Below are 14,058 nucleotides of genomic sequence, written 5' to 3'. Positions count from 1 at the left end.
ATAACAGAGGCTTATATGTTGCGTCAGGCGCTAAGACGAAAACGCGAAACCGCCTGCAATAAAAGATCGGATTGCTTATGCAGCCGTTCAGAGGCATCCGACGCGTCAGACACCAGCATGTCGGTCTGACGGGAAACCTGATTCAACGCCTGAAGCTGCCGCGTCATCTGATGAATGCTCTCCCCCTGGCTCAGGGTCGCGACCGAGATCTCATTCAGCAGACTGCTTAAATTAGCCACCAGCCCGATCACCTGCTGCAGATTATCTTCCAGCAGGTTAACGGCCCGTGAACCGTCTTCGATGCCCTGCAAAGAGTGATTGATCAGCGCCTGAATAGTCTGCGTCGAGTGGCTGCTCTTTCTGGCCAGCAGCCCCACTTCCCGGGCGACAACGGCGAAACCGCGCCCGTGGTTCCCCGCATGGGCGGCCTCGATGGCCGCATTCAGTGCCAGAATGTTGGTCTGAAACGCCACGCTGTCGATCATCGCCACGATCCCGCGCATCTCTGACGATCGGTCAACGATCGCCTGCATGGAGGCATTGACGGTTGTCATCATCCGATCGCCGCCCGCGGCTACCTGGCGCGCCTCGTCCGCCCTGGAGCTGGCGAGCTTTGCATAACCTGTATTCCCTTCCACGTGGTTTTCCAGCGCGGCAATGTGTGTCGTCACATCCTCAAGCTCTTTCGCCTGACGAGCCGACTGCAGATACAGCTTCTGGTTGCCCTGTGCCAGCGAGCCTATATTTTCAACCATTGCGTGGGTGGCATTGCTGACCTGGGTCACCAGTTCCTGCAGTCCGTGTTGCAGGGTGGAAACACTGTCGCTTAACTGTCCGATCTCCTTGTTAAAGCGCAGTACGCCCGGCGGAGTACCGGACAGGTCTCCTGCCGCCAGTTGGTTAATGTGAGCAATCAACCGTCGCAGCGGCGTAATGACCCAGCGGGACATGCCGAACCACACCAGAATGGCGATGGCAAGTAGCAGAACCGGCGCTATCAGAAAAAGCGTTTGCAGGCCAGAGAGTTGCGCCATCAGACTCTGGCGGCCCTGCATCGCCTGCTTCTCGCTGGCCTGCTGATAGCGGGCATAGTTTTCGTTGAAGTCAGTCTGAAAAGCCTGGGCAGGTACGACAAAAAAGGCGTCGATCGTGTTGGTCTTGATGAGCCCTTCCGCCTGCTCCTTGATGGCACCGTAGAAAAGCTGGTAGCTGGTGATCAGGGCATCATCTTTTGGCGGATTGAGCGCCAGCCAGGCGTTCCAGGCCTGCTGAGAAACCGTCAGCGACGCCTGAGCTTCGTCCATCAGGCTGTGCCAGCTTCCTTCAGAGCCGGTCTCTTTATCCTGCATAAACCAGACGCCGGAGCGGTTAAGCAGATCGCTTGCTGCCAGCAGAGACACGCGGGCCAGATCCAGTTTGCTCTGTTGCTGGTATGCCAGCAGATTTTGCTGCTCGTTGCGCTGAGCGTCCTTCAGGGAAGCATTGAGCAAAAATGAAGAGGAGAGTTGCAGTGCGGAGAAAAGACCAATAATACAGAAAATACCGGTCAGCAGGCCAAACTGACGAGGGATGAGGCGCTGCGCAATACGGCGAAAAATTTGCGTTAGGTTCATAATTTTCTTCAGTAACAAGACGTTAGACGCGTGCGAGTCTACGAAACGAAAATGACAGAACCATTGCAGGAAAATGACAACGGCCTTCGTGCTGAAGGCCGTTATCGGAGAGCGAACTAGACTCTGTTCTTCCATACCGTTTGCACGTTACAGAACTCGTGCAGACCGAAGTGGGAAAGCTCACGACCAAAACCGCTCTTCTTCACGCCGCCAAAGGCCACGCGCGCATCGCTGGCGCTGAAACCATTGATGAACACCCCACCGCACTCCAGCTCACGGGAAAATTTCTCCGCCAGCGTATCGTTCGCGGTAAAGACGGTTGCGGACAGACCAAAGTCGCTGTCGTTAGCCAGCTGCAGCGCGTGCTCCGCGTCTTTCGCAACGCTAACCGCCGCAACCGGACCAAACAGCTCCTGACGAAATGCCGTCATGCTGGCAGTGACATTCCCCAGCACGGTCGGTGCATAGTAGTTACCTTCACCGGCGACTTTCTCCCCGCCAAGCAGCAGCGTGGCGCCTTCGGCCAGCGTGGCCTGCACCTGCTGATGCAATTCATCACGCAGGTCAAATCGCGCCATCGGGCCAATAAAGTTTTCTTCGCTATCCGGCGCCCCCATCTTCAGGGCTGCCGTCGCCTCGACAAAGCGCTGGGTGAAAGCATCAGCGATGCCCTCTTCCACAATAAAGCGTTTAGCGGCGGCGCAAACCTGTCCGGTATTCTGATAACGTCCGGCCACGGCTGCTTTCACCGCCAGATCCAAATCAGCATCATTGAGCACAATAAACGGATCTGAACCGCCCAGCTCCAGAACGCATTTCTTGAGTGCTGCCCCTGCCTGCGCACCAATCGCCGCACCCGCGCGCACGCTGCCGGTTACGGTTACGGCGGCAATACGACGGTCGTTGATCGCCTGGCTCACGCCCTCATTCGTGGCATTCACCCAGCCAAAGACACCCTGCGGAAAACCGGCGTCAGCAAATACCTGCGCAATGAGGTCAGCCGAGCCGAGTACGTTTGGCGCATGCTTGAGCAGATAGCTGTTCCCGGCCAGCAGGATGGGTACCGCGCCTCGCAGTACCTGCCAGAGCGGGAAGTTCCACGGCATGACGGCAAGAACAGGTCCCAGCGGCCGGTATTCAATCACCGCGTTTTGGTTTTCTACCAGGGTCGGTTCAGGCTGCAGCATTGCCGGGCCGTGTTCCGCATACCAGTCGCAGAGGCTGGCGGATTTTGCCACTTCAGCACGCGCCTGCAAAATGGGTTTGCCCATCTCACGGGAGATCATTCGGGCCATCTCGTCTGCACGGTTTCGCAGCGCGCTGGCGAGATCGCGCAGCTTCTGCGCCCGGTCTGAAACGCTTACGCGTCTCCACTGACGAAAACCGGCATCAGCCTGCGCAATTGCGCGTTCGACGTCGTCGGTGCTCGCCCACGGATACGCCGCGAGCGTCTCGCCGGTGGCTGGGTTAACAGAGAGGGCATGTGTAGCAGAGGAATAAGTCATGATGGTCTCCACGTAATAACGGTTGATTCATTGTGGCGCACTCTGCTATTTCTTAAAAATGAATAATACTAACCACCTTGTTCACGAATCGAGAATGGTATGGACTTAACTCAGCTTGAAATGTTTAACGCCGTGGCGCTCACCGGCAGCATCACCCAGGCGGCGCAAAAGGTGCATCGCGTTCCGTCGAACCTGACCACCCGCATCCGCCAGCTGGAGGCCGATCTTGGCGTTGAGCTGTTTATTCGTGAGAACCAGCGTTTACGTTTATCTCCCGCCGGGCATAACTTCCTGCGCTACAGCAAGCAGATCCTGGCACTGGTCGATGAGGCACGAATGGTCGTCGCCGGTGATGAACCGCAGGGATTATTTGCGCTTGGTGCGCTGGAGAGTACCGCCGCCGTGCGTATTCCGGAAAGCCTGGCGCAGTTTAACCAGCGCTATCCACGTATCCAGTTTGCCCTCTCTACCGGGCCGTCCGGCACAATGATTGACGGCGTACTGCAGGGAACCTTAAGCGCCGCGTTTGTCGACGGCCCCCTTTCGCATCCGGAACTGGAAGGCATGCCGGTTTACCGGGAAGAGATGATGCTGGTCACGCCCGCCGGGCATGCAGAAGTGGCACGCGCCACGCAGGTAAGCGGCAGTGACGTCTACGCCTTTCGCGCAAACTGTTCGTATCGCCGACATCTGGAAAGCTGGTTTCACGCCGACAGAGCCACGCCCGGGCGTATTCACGAGATGGAGTCTTATCACGGCATGCTCGCCTGCGTCATCGCGGGCGCCGGTATCGCGCTGATGCCTCGTTCGATGCTGGAAAGTATGCCAGGCCACCATCAGGTGGAAGCCTGGCCGCTGGCAGAAAACTGGCGCTGGCTCACCACCTGGCTGGTCTGGCGCCGCGGGGCTATGACCCGCCCGCTGGAGGCTTTTATAGCGCTGCTAAACGAACGTCAACCACCAGTGCCTTCTCCATAAACAGGCTCAGCGGGTCATCAACATACGGCGGAAACGCCGGACGTTGCTCATAGCCGCACTGCTCATACAAACGGACGGCGGCATGTTGCCGGATGCCCGTCTCCAGGCGAAGCGTGTGGCAGTGACGGCTCAGGGCTTCATCTTCCAGCGCCGCCAGCAGCATCTCGCCGAGATGTTGCCCGCGATGAGCCGGATCGATATACACCCGTTTCATTTCACCGGTCCCGTCGCCGTTGAGTACCACGGCACCACACCCGACGGCATGAAGCTGCCGGTCCCGAATAATCATCAGGATCAGTGAGGCTGTCGGCAGTTTGGTCAGATCGAGCAGGTGGTTACTTTCAGCGGGATAGAGTTCGCTCTGATAGCGGTCAAGCGCGGCAATCAGATGCAAAATATCAGGGTGATGTGCAGATTCAGCGGTAATGGAATACATGGCGGGCTCCTTGTTGTTTTTATTTCAACATAGCGCAGCCCTGCACACGTGCTTCATACCGTTAACTTATATCAGCATTGCGGTTCAGGCTGACGAGGGTATCTCTTAGCCAGCGGTGTCCTGCGTGGTTATGGCTGCGTTCATGCCAGATAAGACTGACGTCAAACGTCTCTTTCAGCCAGGGGAGTTCCACCACGGTGAGCGGGTTAATGGTTCCCATAATTAATCGTCGGGGCACCAGTGCTACCAGATGGCTCATCTGCACCATGCCGGGAACAAACAGAAATGATGCCGCAGACACCGCAACCTTACGTTGCAACCCTGACTCCGCCAGCATGACATCCAGCGGCGTGGTAAAACCGCCCCCCGAGGGGGACACGATAATATGCTCAAGTTTTGCGAACGCTTCCATTGTCAGTTGATCGTTCAGTTCGGGATGCTGAGGGCGTCCGATAAGCACGTACGATTCGTCATAAAGATGTTGCGTTCTGAGCTGCGCCTGCGCAGGGTCTGGCGTGGCAATGGCAGCATCAACATCGCCTGAGCTCAGTTGATGGGCCAGCTGATGCGGATCGTAATTCCTGACAGCAATACGCACGCCGGGGGCAATCTCTTGCAGGGTCACAATCAGCGGCATAATGACCGCGGCCTGCACGTAATCAGTACAGGCCAGAGAGACCGTTAGCGAATCGTGCAGCGGATCAAAGTCCTCATGTGATTGCAGCGTATCCCGTATTTTTGCCAGCGCCCCGCCAAGCGTCGCCATCAGCTCAAGAGCTTTGGGAGTTGGCGTCATCCCCCTGCGCCCCGGGATCAATAACGGATCGTTAAACATCCCCCTCAGCCGGTTAAGCTGCGCGCTGACGGCAGGCTGGCTAAGACAAAGCCGGCTGGCGGCCCTGGTGACATTTTGCTCCGCGACCAGCGCTTCCAGAGTCAGCAGCAGGTTTACGTCAGGCTTTTTGGTATTCATAGGATGGATATCATGTAAGAAATAAATCGATTTCACGCTCGCCGTCCGCATTCCGATAATGCACTACCGCAACAACACAGAGCGAGAATGAAATGTTGTATGATAAAAAACCACTCATAACAGTTTTTGGTGCCACCAGTAAACAAGGACGTAGCGTAACCAGAACCCTGCTGCAAAGTGGGCGCTATCGGGTGCGCGCCTTAACGCAAAACACGGACTCTCCTGCGGCGAAACAGCTGGCGGAACGGGGCGCTGAACTGAGACAAATCACCTTTAAGACGGGCAATGATGCGCATCTGATCGGGGCGTTTGCCGAGTCAGACGGAGCGTTTCTGATGACACCGGGTTTCATCCCCGTATCGACGCAGATGCCAACGGGTGAAACGGCGCTGGGTTACAGGCTTGCAGATGCCGCCGTCAACGCCGGCGTAAAACACCTTGTCTTCAGCAGTCTGGAAAACGTCGAGAGAATAACGGCCGGAACTCTATGGGCTCCTCATTTCAGCGATAAGGGCCGAATTGAAGAGTATATCCGCACACTCCCCGTCAGCGCGTCGTTTATTCAACTGGCGTTCTTTTACACCAATCTGGCCGAATATTATCCGCCGCGTAAAGAAGGTGACGAGCTGATCTTTCCCCTCTATCTCCCGGAAGACGTTCGGGTGCCCTTTGTCGACCCGCTCACGGCAACCGGCCCTGCGGTGCTTGAGATGTTCGATAACCCCGAACACTACAACGGCATGACGTTACCCGTTGTCGGTGAGTGTCTTTCGCCGCGTGAGATGGTGGAAACCTTCACGGAGGTCACCGGCATAAAAGCCCGGTATCGCTCAGCCTACACGCGAGAAGAACTCCTTCACCACTTCCCCGATTTCGCAGACAACGCGGCACTGGTCAGTGAAATTACCGGCATGACGGAATATGCCGTGAACTACGGCTATTACGGAAAAGACCGGGATCTTACCTGGAGCAGAACCATAAACCCTGCCACCTTAACGTGGCGTGAATTTCTGATTGCGTCTGGCTGGCAGGGGGAAAAACGAACGTTTGATTAACGCAAACCACCGTCATTCCCGATGATGAAATGACGGTGGCCCATTCCTGGCTTACATCGCCTGGCGTAAATAGATATGCCCTTTCAGATACAGGGTGGCCTGACCGCCGATTAACACCCGGTCCCCCGCCAGCTCACAGCGTAAATCCCCGCCCCGTCGCGAGACCTGGCGCGCGTTCAGCACGGTTTTGCCCAGCTTTTCGCTCCAGTAGGGAATCAACATGCTGTGAGTGGACCCCGTGACCGGATCTTCCGGCACCCCTTCTCCCGGACAGAAGAAGCGGCTGACGAAGTCATATTCATCGCCCGGTGCCGTGACGCAGACCATCTTATCCAGCGGAATCATTGCTGAGATATCCGGCGTAAGGGCCTCTACCTGCTGCTGGTTCTCCAGCACCACCATGTAGTCGCGCCCGACACGCACCTCTTTTGCCCGCTCAATGCCCAGCGCGCTCAACAGCAGCGCTGGCGGATTATCGACGACCGCCGTCGGCCAGGCCGGGAAGTTGAGCGTCAACCAGTCACCGCTGCGTTTTACCGTCAGCTCGCCGACGAAACGGGTGGTGAAGGTGATTTCCGTGTGTGGATAATCAAGGTATTCGAAAATGACATGCGATGCCGCCAGTGTGGCATGTCCACACAGGTTAATTTCGTCAAGGGTAGTGAACCAGCGCAGCTCGAATCCGCCGTCAGTGCGTACGAAAAAGGCCGTCTCAGACTGATTGTGCTGTTGCGCCATGTTGAGCAGCGTCTCGTCCGGCAGCCACTCTTCCAGGGGGCAAACCGCCGCTGCGTTGCCGCCAAACGCCCTGTCGCTGAAGGCATCGACCAGATAGAAATCAATTTCCTGCATTGTCTCTTCCTCTTTTGTTATGGTTATTTAGCGCAGAAAGACGGTGCCTTTCAGATAAAGCGAGGCCTGCCCGCTCATCAGCACGCGTGAACCTTTCAGTTCGCAGCGCATATCACCGCCACGAGCCGACACCTGGCGGGCAAACATCGCTGTTTTACCCAGTTTTTCACTCCAGTAGGGAATAAGCATTGTATGCGCGGATCCGGTGACCGGATCTTCCCAGACGGCAACTCCCGGTGAGAAAAAGCGGCTCACAAAATCATAATCCCCCTCTCCCCGCGCCGTCACGCTGACCTTATGTTCGCCAGGCGTCATTGCCGAGATATTCGGCGAGAGCGCCTCAACCTGCTGGCGGTTTTCCAGAACCACCACCCAGGCTCGCCCCTTACGGGCTTCAACGTAATGGTCGATCCCCAGCGCCGCAAGCATCGCCGGCGGGGGCGTCTCTTCCTGCGTCGGGCATGCCGGGAAGTCCAGCGTCATCCAGTCCCCTTCCCGGCTAACCGTCAGCTGGCCAGAGGCGGTATCAAAGTGGATACGCGGGTCAGGATAGTTGAGTTCATTAAACAGGACGTACGCGGCTGCCAGTGTGGCATGTCCGCAAAGGTTGACTTCGGTAAGGGTGGTAAACCAGCGTAACTCAATTCCCGCTTTACTGCAGACGAAAAACGCCGTTTCCGACTGATTATGCTGCTGTGCCATTCTGAGCAGTGTCTCATCAGGCAACCATGCGTCTAACGCGCACACGGCCGCCGGGTTTCCACCAAAAGAGGCATTGCTGAACGCATCTACCAGATAAAAATCAATCTCCTGCATTGTCTTACCGCCTGTTTTTGTTGTGATGTTCTTTTATATTCAATGAAAACCATGCCCCCGGCTACCGCTTTTACCAGGTGAATTTTGAGATCTGCATCACATAATGGTTGAGTTTTCGCCGGTTGACGTTTTAAGATCGTCCCCACTTCTTTTCAGCAACGAATCTCCGACATCGCTATGACAACGAACACAGTTACCCGCAGAGTCGCGTGGCTACGCGTGGTCACGCTGGCAATTGCCGCGTTTATTTTTAATACCACAGAATTTGTTCCGGTTGGGCTGTTGTCTGACATCGCTGAAAGTTTCCAGATGGAAACCGCGCAGGTGGGCATTATGTTGACCATCTATGCCTGGGTGGTGGCACTGATGTCACTGCCGTTTATGCTGCTGACCAGCCAGATGGAACGGCGAAAGCTGCTGATCGGGCTGTTTGCCCTGTTTATCGTCAGCCACGTCCTGTCGTTTCTGGCGTGGAACTTTACGGTGCTGGTCATCAGCCGCGTCGGTATCGCCTTTGCCCATGCCGTATTCTGGTCGATCACCGCGTCACTGGCCATCCGCCTGGCACCTGCGGGAAAACGCGCGCAGGCATTGAGCCTGATAGCCACCGGCACGGCACTGGCTATGGTCCTGGGCCTGCCGATTGGCCGTATCGTTGGGCAATACTTTGGCTGGCGAACCACGTTCTTCGCTATCGGCATGGGGGCAATGATCACCCTGGTCTGCCTGATTAAACTGCTGCCGAAGCTGCCAAGCGAACACTCCGGCTCGCTGAAAAGCCTGCCGCTGTTAATGCGTCGTCCGGCATTGCTGAGTATCTATCTGCTGACGGTCATTGTGGTCACGGCACATTACACCGCCTACAGCTATATTGAGCCGTTCGTTCAGGTCGTGGCCGGCTTTAGCGCCAACTTTGCCACCGTTCTGCTGTTGATCCTGGGGGGCGCGGGCATTATTGGCAGTATTCTGTTTGGTAAGCTCGGCAATCAGCACGCGTCGGCGCTGGTCAGCAGCGCCATTGGTTTACTGCTGGCGTGCCTGGTGTTACTCATGCCAGCGGCGGGCAGCGAGGGTCATCTGGCCGTCCTGAGCCTGTTCTGGGGAGTGGCGATCATGATTATCGGTCTGGGTATGCAGGTGAAGGTGCTGGCCCTCGCCCCGGACGCAACGGATGTGGCGATGTCACTGTTCTCGGGGATTTTCAATCTCGGTATTGGCGCGGGCGCGCTTCTGGGAAATCAGATTAGCCTTCACGTGTCGATGTCTGCGATTGGCTATCTGGGTGCCATTCCGGCACTGGTGGCGCTCATCTGGTCCCTGCTCATCTTCCGTAAATGGCCGGTCGCACTGGAAGAACAGGCCCATCACGGGTAGACCGCAGTCAACGTAAAACGGCAACCGAGGTTGCCGTTTTGCATTACCGGGCGGGTGATTAATGGTACGTCTTAATAATCTCCAGCACGCCGTTGATAATAAACTGCACGCCCATACACACCAGTAAGAAGCCCATCAGGCGGGAAATCGCCTCAATACCACCCTTGCCGACCCAGCGCATGATCGCGCCTGAACTGCGCAAGGATGCCCATACGATGATACCAATCAGTGCAAAAATCAGCGGGGGCGCAACCGTGATGACCCAGTCCGGGAAGGTCGAACCATCCCGCACCGTAGACGCGGAGCTGATGATCATCGCTATCGTTCCTGGCCCCGCCGTACTGGGCATCGCCAGCGGGACAAAAGCAATATTCGCGCTGGGCTCGGTTTCCAGCTCTTCGGATTTGCTTTTGGCCTCAGGTGACTCATGCGCTTTCTGCGCAGGGAACAGCATACGGAACCCGATGAAGGCGACAATCAGTCCGCCAGCAATACGCAGACCCGGGATGGAGATTCCGAAGGTGTTCATCACCAGCTGTCCGGCGTAGTAAGCCACCATCATGATGGCAAACACATAGACCGAGGCCATCATCGACTGATGGTTACGCTCGGCGCTGTTCATGTTCCCTGCCAGCCCCAAGAAGAGCGCAACCGTCGTTAGCGGGTTAGCCAACGGCAGCAGTACCACCAGCCCCAGACCAATTGCTTTAATCAAATCCAACATAGTGCGTCGTTGTCCTTATCCATGTTTATCACCGCAATTATAGGGTGAAAGTGTGACGTTCAGCCATTCGCTCAACGTAACGATTATTTACGGTCATTAACGATAACCCTTCGTTATCTATTTGAATTGAAAGCATGCAAAAAAAGTTCATGAAACGTTTTAGCAATTCGTGGCATCCGTTGATCCATTCAGTTGACTTATACTTGCCTGAGCAATAATATCTGCCGTGACTAAACTACTTGCCAGGGCAACCATTGTGAAAAGCACCAGTGATCTCTTTAACGACATTATTCCGCTGGGTCGTCTTATTCATATGGTTAACCAGAAAAAAGATCGCCTGCTCAATGACTATCTGTCACCGCTGGATATCACCGCCACGCAGTTCAAAGTGCTGTGCTCCATTCGCTGCGAAGTGTGTATCACGCCGGTTGAGCTGAAAAAGGTGCTCTCTGTCGATCTGGGTGCGCTAACCCGCATGCTCGATCGTCTCGTTTGCAAAGGATGGATAGAACGAAGCCCTAACCCGAATGACAAACGCGGCGTCCTGGTGAAACTCACCAGCGATGGCGCGGCGATGTGCGAGCAATGTCATCAACTAGTAGGACAAACACTGCATCAGGAACTAACAAAAAACTTAACGGCAGATGAAGTGGCAACGCTTGAGCTTTTGCTTAAGAAAATACTGCCGTAAACAGAAAAAGAGGTATGACGATGTCCAGACGCAATACTGACGCTATTACTATTCATAGCATTTTGGACTGGATCGAAGATAACCTGGAATCGCCGCTCTCCCTTGAAAAAGTGTCAGAGCGTTCAGGTTACTCCAAATGGCACCTGCAACGGATGTTCAAAAAAGAGACCGGCCATTCATTAGGTCAATATATTCGCAGCCGCAAGCTGACGGAAATTGCCCAGAAGCTGAAAGAAAGCAATGAGCCGATCCTTTATCTGGCGGAACGTTACGGTTTTGAATCACAGCAAACCCTGACGCGTACGTTTAAGAACTACTTCGACGTGCCGCCTCACAAATACCGTATTACCAGCGTGCCGGGTGAATCCCGATACCTGTATCCACTAAAACATTGTAGTTAATCATCGCCTGTAAAGACGTAACCGAGGAAATCATGAAAGTTACAGCCTCCGCCGCCCTCGCCTTGCTGGTGCTGTTTTCCAGCCAGACCTTCGCGGAGCAAACACCTCGTGCAACGCAGCAAAATAATCGTGACACGATGATTTTGCCGTCAGCACATGACCAGTCACCTTATGACTTCAACCACATGGGTGCTGGTAGTGACAAATCCGACGAGTTAGGCGTGCCTTATTATAATCAGCACAGCTTCTGATTCGTTTTTGCCCCGCGGATGCGGGGCTTTTTTTATGCCTATCCTCTTGCCCGCGTTACCCGACGCACGCGCAAACCAAACACGTTGATGTACAGCCCGGCCATGATCAGCACGGCCCCCAGCAGCTGCAGCGCACTCAGCTTTTCATCGAGCAACAGCGCGGCGCTGGCCAACCCTACCACCGGAACCAGCAGGGATAACGGCGCCACGCGCCAGGTTTCGTAGCGACCCAGCAGCGATCCCCAGATCCCATAACCAATAATGGTGGCCACAAACGCCAGGTAGATCAGCGATAAAATGGTGGTGAGATCGATTTCCACCAGGCTTTTCAGCATCACGTCCGGCCCATCAAAAATGAGCGCCGCCACCATAAACGGAACAATGGGGATCAAGGCGCTCCAGACCACCAGCGACATCACCTTCGGGCGCGCCTCATGCTGCATAATTAGCTTGTTGAAGATATTCCCGCAGGCCCAGCTCAGCCCCGCTGCCAGCGTTAACATAAAGCCCAGTAACGCCACGTGCTGCCCGTTCAGGCTGGCTTCTATCAGCACCAGCACGCCGAACACCGCAAGAGTGATCCCCGCCAGCTGTTTACCCTGCAGACGCTCGCCAAAGACAAACGCCCCGAGAATGATGGTAAAGAACGCCTGAGCCTGTAACACCAGAGAAGCCAGACCGGCGGGCATCCCGAACTTAATGGCGCAGAACAGAAACGCGAACTGGCCAAAGCTGATGGTCAGGCCGTATCCCAGTAAGAGTCTGAACGGAATTTTCGGGCGCGCGACAAAGAAGAGCGCCGGGAAAGCCACCAGCAGAAAACGCAAACCGGCCAGCATGAGTGGGGGCATGTTATGCAACCCAAGCTTGATGACCACAAAATTCAGACCCCATACGATGACCACCAGCAACGCCAGCAGCCCGTCTTTTCGCGTCATACTCTGCCCCTGAATGATTAAATTTTTGTAAACACTTCAAGGTAACGAAAAAAACATGCCACGAGAAGATCATTATTTCTGGCAGTCAACTGAAGCACTTACGGATAAATTAGGTGCTATACAAGCCCCTTATGTCGTGATACTCCTGATATATACCTAAAATAATACACGTTGCAGGATGGCGGCGAGCAAGCGCGGCCAGAATCTCTGCGGCTCAAAAAAAACAAACGCAATTGTCAGGCAGGAATATGAAACCATCACTCAGGCGCTCAACCGCAGCGCTGCTGGCGTCGTCGTTATTATTAACCATTGGTCGTGGGGCAACGCTGCCGTTTATGACCATCTATCTCACGCGCGTATTTAATATGAGCGTTGAGAATATTGGTTATGCCCTGACCATTGCGCTTACCGTCGGTGTGGTATTCAGTATGGGGTTTGGCATCCTCGCCGATAAGTTTGATAAAAAGCGCTACATGCTGATTTCTATCGTCGCCTTTATTGCCGGGTTTGTTGCTATCCCGCTGGTGGATAACGTCACGCTGGTGGTGCTCTTCTTTTCCCTGATTAACTGCGCCTATTCGGTATTTTCAACGGTGCTGAAGGCCTGGTTTGCCGATGTGCTGACCTCGAGCCAAAAAGCGCGCGTTTTCTCGCTAAACTATAGCTTCCTGAACATTGGCTGGACGATCGGGCCGCCGGTGGGCACCTTACTGGTGATGTACAGCCTGCAGCTGCCGTTCTGGCTGGCCGCTTTTTGTGCCGCACTGCCGCTCGGTTTTATCCATTTCTTCGTGCAAAAAAGCGTTGCGCTCGATGCCACCGAAGAGAAAATGCCGTGGCAACCGTCAGTACTGCTTAAAGACCGCGCCCTCTTCTGGTACACCCTTTCCGGCCTGCTGGCGTCGTATGTGGGCGGGTCATTCGCCAGCTGTATTTCGCAGTACGTGCTGGCTGCGAATGCCGACAGCAACTTTGCGCAAAACGTGGTCGCCGTGGTGCTGCCGGTGAATGCTGCGGTGGTCGTCACCCTGCAATACGTTATCGGTCGCAAGATCTCCGCCACCAATATACGTCCGCTGATGACGGCGGGAACACTCTTCTTCGTCCTGGGTCTGGGCGGTTTTATGCTCTCCGGGGAAAACCTGGTCTACTGGGGCATTGCGGCAGCGGTGTTTACGCTGGGTGAGATTATCTATGCACCGGGCGAATATATGCTGATCGACAATATTGCCCCGCCGGGTATGAAAGCGAGTTACTTCTCTGCCCAGGCGCTGGGCTGGCTTGGGGCGGCGGCAAACCCGATGATCACCGGTATTATCCTTACCAACCTGCCGCACTGGTCACTGTTTGCGATCATGATGGTTGCCATCGTGATTGCCTGGCTGATGATTTTGCGCGGGATGAGCGTGAAGGCGTGGTGCGAAATGCCGAAAGTGGCTTAAGTCCTCGAC

15 protein-coding genes are annotated in these 14,058 nt (G+C 55.3%); 7 read left to right on the top strand and 8 right to left on the bottom strand.

Annotation, left to right across the window (positions count from 1 at the left end):
* Positions 1-23: 23 nt before the first annotated feature.
* Together AM379_RS19555 and sad are read right to left on the bottom strand one after the other, a co-directional pair.
* Complete coding sequence (locus AM379_RS19555) at positions 24-1,613, bottom strand: methyl-accepting chemotaxis protein (protein WP_106504107.1); 1,590 nt, start codon at positions 1,611-1,613, stop codon at positions 24-26.
* A gap of 116 nt (positions 1,614-1,729) precedes the next feature.
* The gene (sad, locus tag AM379_RS19550; protein WP_032681013.1) at positions 1,730-3,118 is read right to left on the bottom strand and encodes a succinate-semialdehyde dehydrogenase; all 1,389 of its coding nucleotides are present in this window, start codon (positions 3,116-3,118) and stop codon (positions 1,730-1,732) included.
* Positions 3,119-3,217: 99 nt separating this feature from the next.
* Here sad and ptrR point away from each other — a divergent pair, with 99 nt between their 5' ends.
* A complete protein-coding gene (ptrR, locus tag AM379_RS19545) occupies positions 3,218-4,096 on the top strand; it encodes a putrescine utilization regulator PtrR (RefSeq protein WP_063214464.1) in 879 nt (292 codons plus the stop codon).
* Here ptrR and AM379_RS19540 read toward each other — a convergent pair.
* The gene (locus tag AM379_RS19540) at positions 4,050-4,532 is read right to left on the bottom strand and encodes a GNAT family N-acetyltransferase (RefSeq protein WP_025204203.1); all 483 of its coding nucleotides are present in this window, start codon (positions 4,530-4,532) and stop codon (positions 4,050-4,052) included. The two genes, ptrR and AM379_RS19540, sit on opposite strands and share 47 nt — an antisense overlap.
* Before the next feature lie 61 nt (positions 4,533-4,593).
* Positions 4,594-5,505 (bottom strand): LysR family transcriptional regulator, encoded by a 912-nt coding sequence (locus AM379_RS19535; protein WP_236900304.1) that lies wholly within the window; start codon positions 5,503-5,505, stop codon positions 4,594-4,596.
* Between the two features lie 92 nt (positions 5,506-5,597).
* On the opposite strand from AM379_RS19535, the gene AM379_RS19530 reads away from it, so the two are divergent.
* A complete protein-coding gene (locus AM379_RS19530; protein ID WP_106504106.1) occupies positions 5,598-6,560 on the top strand; it encodes an NmrA/HSCARG family protein in 963 nt (320 codons plus the stop codon).
* Positions 6,561-6,611: 51 nt separating this feature from the next.
* Here AM379_RS19530 and AM379_RS19525 read toward each other — a convergent pair whose 3' ends face one another.
* Complete coding sequence (locus tag AM379_RS19525) at positions 6,612-7,412, bottom strand: PhzF family phenazine biosynthesis protein (RefSeq protein ID WP_032681016.1); 801 nt, start codon at positions 7,410-7,412, stop codon at positions 6,612-6,614.
* Between the two features lie 27 nt (positions 7,413-7,439).
* Complete coding sequence (locus tag AM379_RS19520; RefSeq protein ID WP_106504105.1) at positions 7,440-8,228, bottom strand: PhzF family phenazine biosynthesis protein; 789 nt, start codon at positions 8,226-8,228, stop codon at positions 7,440-7,442.
* A gap of 177 nt (positions 8,229-8,405) precedes the next feature.
* On the opposite strand from AM379_RS19520, the gene AM379_RS19515 reads away from it, so the two are divergent.
* Positions 8,406-9,602, top strand: coding sequence for a sugar transporter (locus AM379_RS19515; RefSeq protein ID WP_020884157.1), 1,197 nt, complete (start codon positions 8,406-8,408; stop codon positions 9,600-9,602).
* Positions 9,603-9,660: 58 nt separating this feature from the next.
* Here the strand turns inward: AM379_RS19515 and AM379_RS19510 are convergent, their stop codons facing one another.
* On the bottom strand, positions 9,661-10,326 hold the full coding sequence (locus AM379_RS19510) for a MarC family NAAT transporter (protein ID WP_014170045.1): 666 nt from the start codon (positions 10,324-10,326) through the stop codon (positions 9,661-9,663).
* Positions 10,327-10,582: 256 nt separating this feature from the next.
* Here AM379_RS19510 and marR point away from each other — a divergent pair, with 256 nt between their 5' ends.
* The 3 genes from marR to marB are packed head-to-tail and all read left to right on the top strand — an operon-like array spanning position 10,583 to position 11,669.
* Positions 10,583-11,017: a multiple antibiotic resistance transcriptional regulator MarR gene (gene marR, locus AM379_RS19505; protein WP_020884159.1), complete on the top strand. Its 435-nt coding sequence runs from the start codon at positions 10,583-10,585 to the stop codon at positions 11,015-11,017.
* Positions 11,018-11,037: 20 nt separating this feature from the next.
* Positions 11,038-11,418 (top strand): MDR efflux pump AcrAB transcriptional activator MarA, encoded by a 381-nt coding sequence (marA, locus tag AM379_RS19500; protein WP_008502237.1) that lies wholly within the window; start codon positions 11,038-11,040, stop codon positions 11,416-11,418.
* Between the two features lie 32 nt (positions 11,419-11,450).
* Positions 11,451-11,669: a multiple antibiotic resistance protein MarB gene (marB, locus tag AM379_RS19495; RefSeq protein WP_014170042.1), complete on the top strand. Its 219-nt coding sequence runs from the start codon at positions 11,451-11,453 to the stop codon at positions 11,667-11,669.
* Positions 11,670-11,707: 38 nt separating this feature from the next.
* Here the strand turns inward: marB and eamA are convergent, their stop codons facing one another.
* The gene (gene eamA / locus AM379_RS19490) at positions 11,708-12,607 is read right to left on the bottom strand and encodes an O-acetylserine/cysteine exporter (protein ID WP_020884160.1); all 900 of its coding nucleotides are present in this window, start codon (positions 12,605-12,607) and stop codon (positions 11,708-11,710) included.
* A 203-nt stretch (positions 12,608-12,810) separates the two neighbouring features.
* Here eamA and ydeE point away from each other — a divergent pair, with 203 nt between their 5' ends.
* Positions 12,811-14,049, top strand: coding sequence for an efflux MFS transporter YdeE (gene ydeE, locus AM379_RS19485; RefSeq protein ID WP_425592151.1), 1,239 nt, complete (start codon positions 12,811-12,813; stop codon positions 14,047-14,049).
* The last annotated feature ends 9 nt before the right edge of the window (positions 14,050-14,058 follow it).

This window comes from Enterobacter cloacae complex sp. FDA-CDC-AR_0132 (assembly GCF_003010695.1).
Lineage (GTDB): Bacteria > Pseudomonadota > Gammaproteobacteria > Enterobacterales > Enterobacteriaceae > Enterobacter > Enterobacter ludwigii.
Note: the sequence above shows the minus strand (reverse complement) of the source record. Positions and strands in the feature narration are given on the sequence as shown.

Coding starts and splice junctions, on each gene's coding strand:
- eamA (WP_020884160.1), bottom strand. CDS start 12,607: ATGACGCGAAAAGACGGGCTGCTGGCGTTGCTGGTGGTCATCGTATGG.
- AM379_RS19555 (WP_106504107.1), bottom strand. CDS start 1,613: ATGAACCTAACGCAAATTTTTCGCCGTATTGCGCAGCGCCTCATCCCT.
- AM379_RS19515 (WP_020884157.1), top strand. CDS start 8,406: ATGACAACGAACACAGTTACCCGCAGAGTCGCGTGGCTACGCGTGGTC.
- marB (WP_014170042.1), top strand. CDS start 11,451: ATGAAAGTTACAGCCTCCGCCGCCCTCGCCTTGCTGGTGCTGTTTTCC.
- AM379_RS19510 (WP_014170045.1), bottom strand. CDS start 10,326: ATGTTGGATTTGATTAAAGCAATTGGTCTGGGGCTGGTGGTACTGCTG.
- AM379_RS19520 (WP_106504105.1), bottom strand. CDS start 8,228: ATGCAGGAGATTGATTTTTATCTGGTAGATGCGTTCAGCAATGCCTCT.
- AM379_RS19530 (WP_106504106.1), top strand. CDS start 5,598: ATGTTGTATGATAAAAAACCACTCATAACAGTTTTTGGTGCCACCAGT.
- ptrR (WP_063214464.1), top strand. CDS start 3,218: ATGGACTTAACTCAGCTTGAAATGTTTAACGCCGTGGCGCTCACCGGC.
- AM379_RS19535 (WP_236900304.1), bottom strand. CDS start 5,505: ATGAATACCAAAAAGCCTGACGTAAACCTGCTGCTGACTCTGGAAGCG.
- AM379_RS19540 (WP_025204203.1), bottom strand. CDS start 4,532: ATGTATTCCATTACCGCTGAATCTGCACATCACCCTGATATTTTGCAT.
- AM379_RS19525 (WP_032681016.1), bottom strand. CDS start 7,412: ATGCAGGAAATTGATTTCTATCTGGTCGATGCCTTCAGCGACAGGGCG.
- marA (WP_008502237.1), top strand. CDS start 11,038: ATGTCCAGACGCAATACTGACGCTATTACTATTCATAGCATTTTGGAC.
- sad (WP_032681013.1), bottom strand. CDS start 3,118: ATGACTTATTCCTCTGCTACACATGCCCTCTCTGTTAACCCAGCCACC.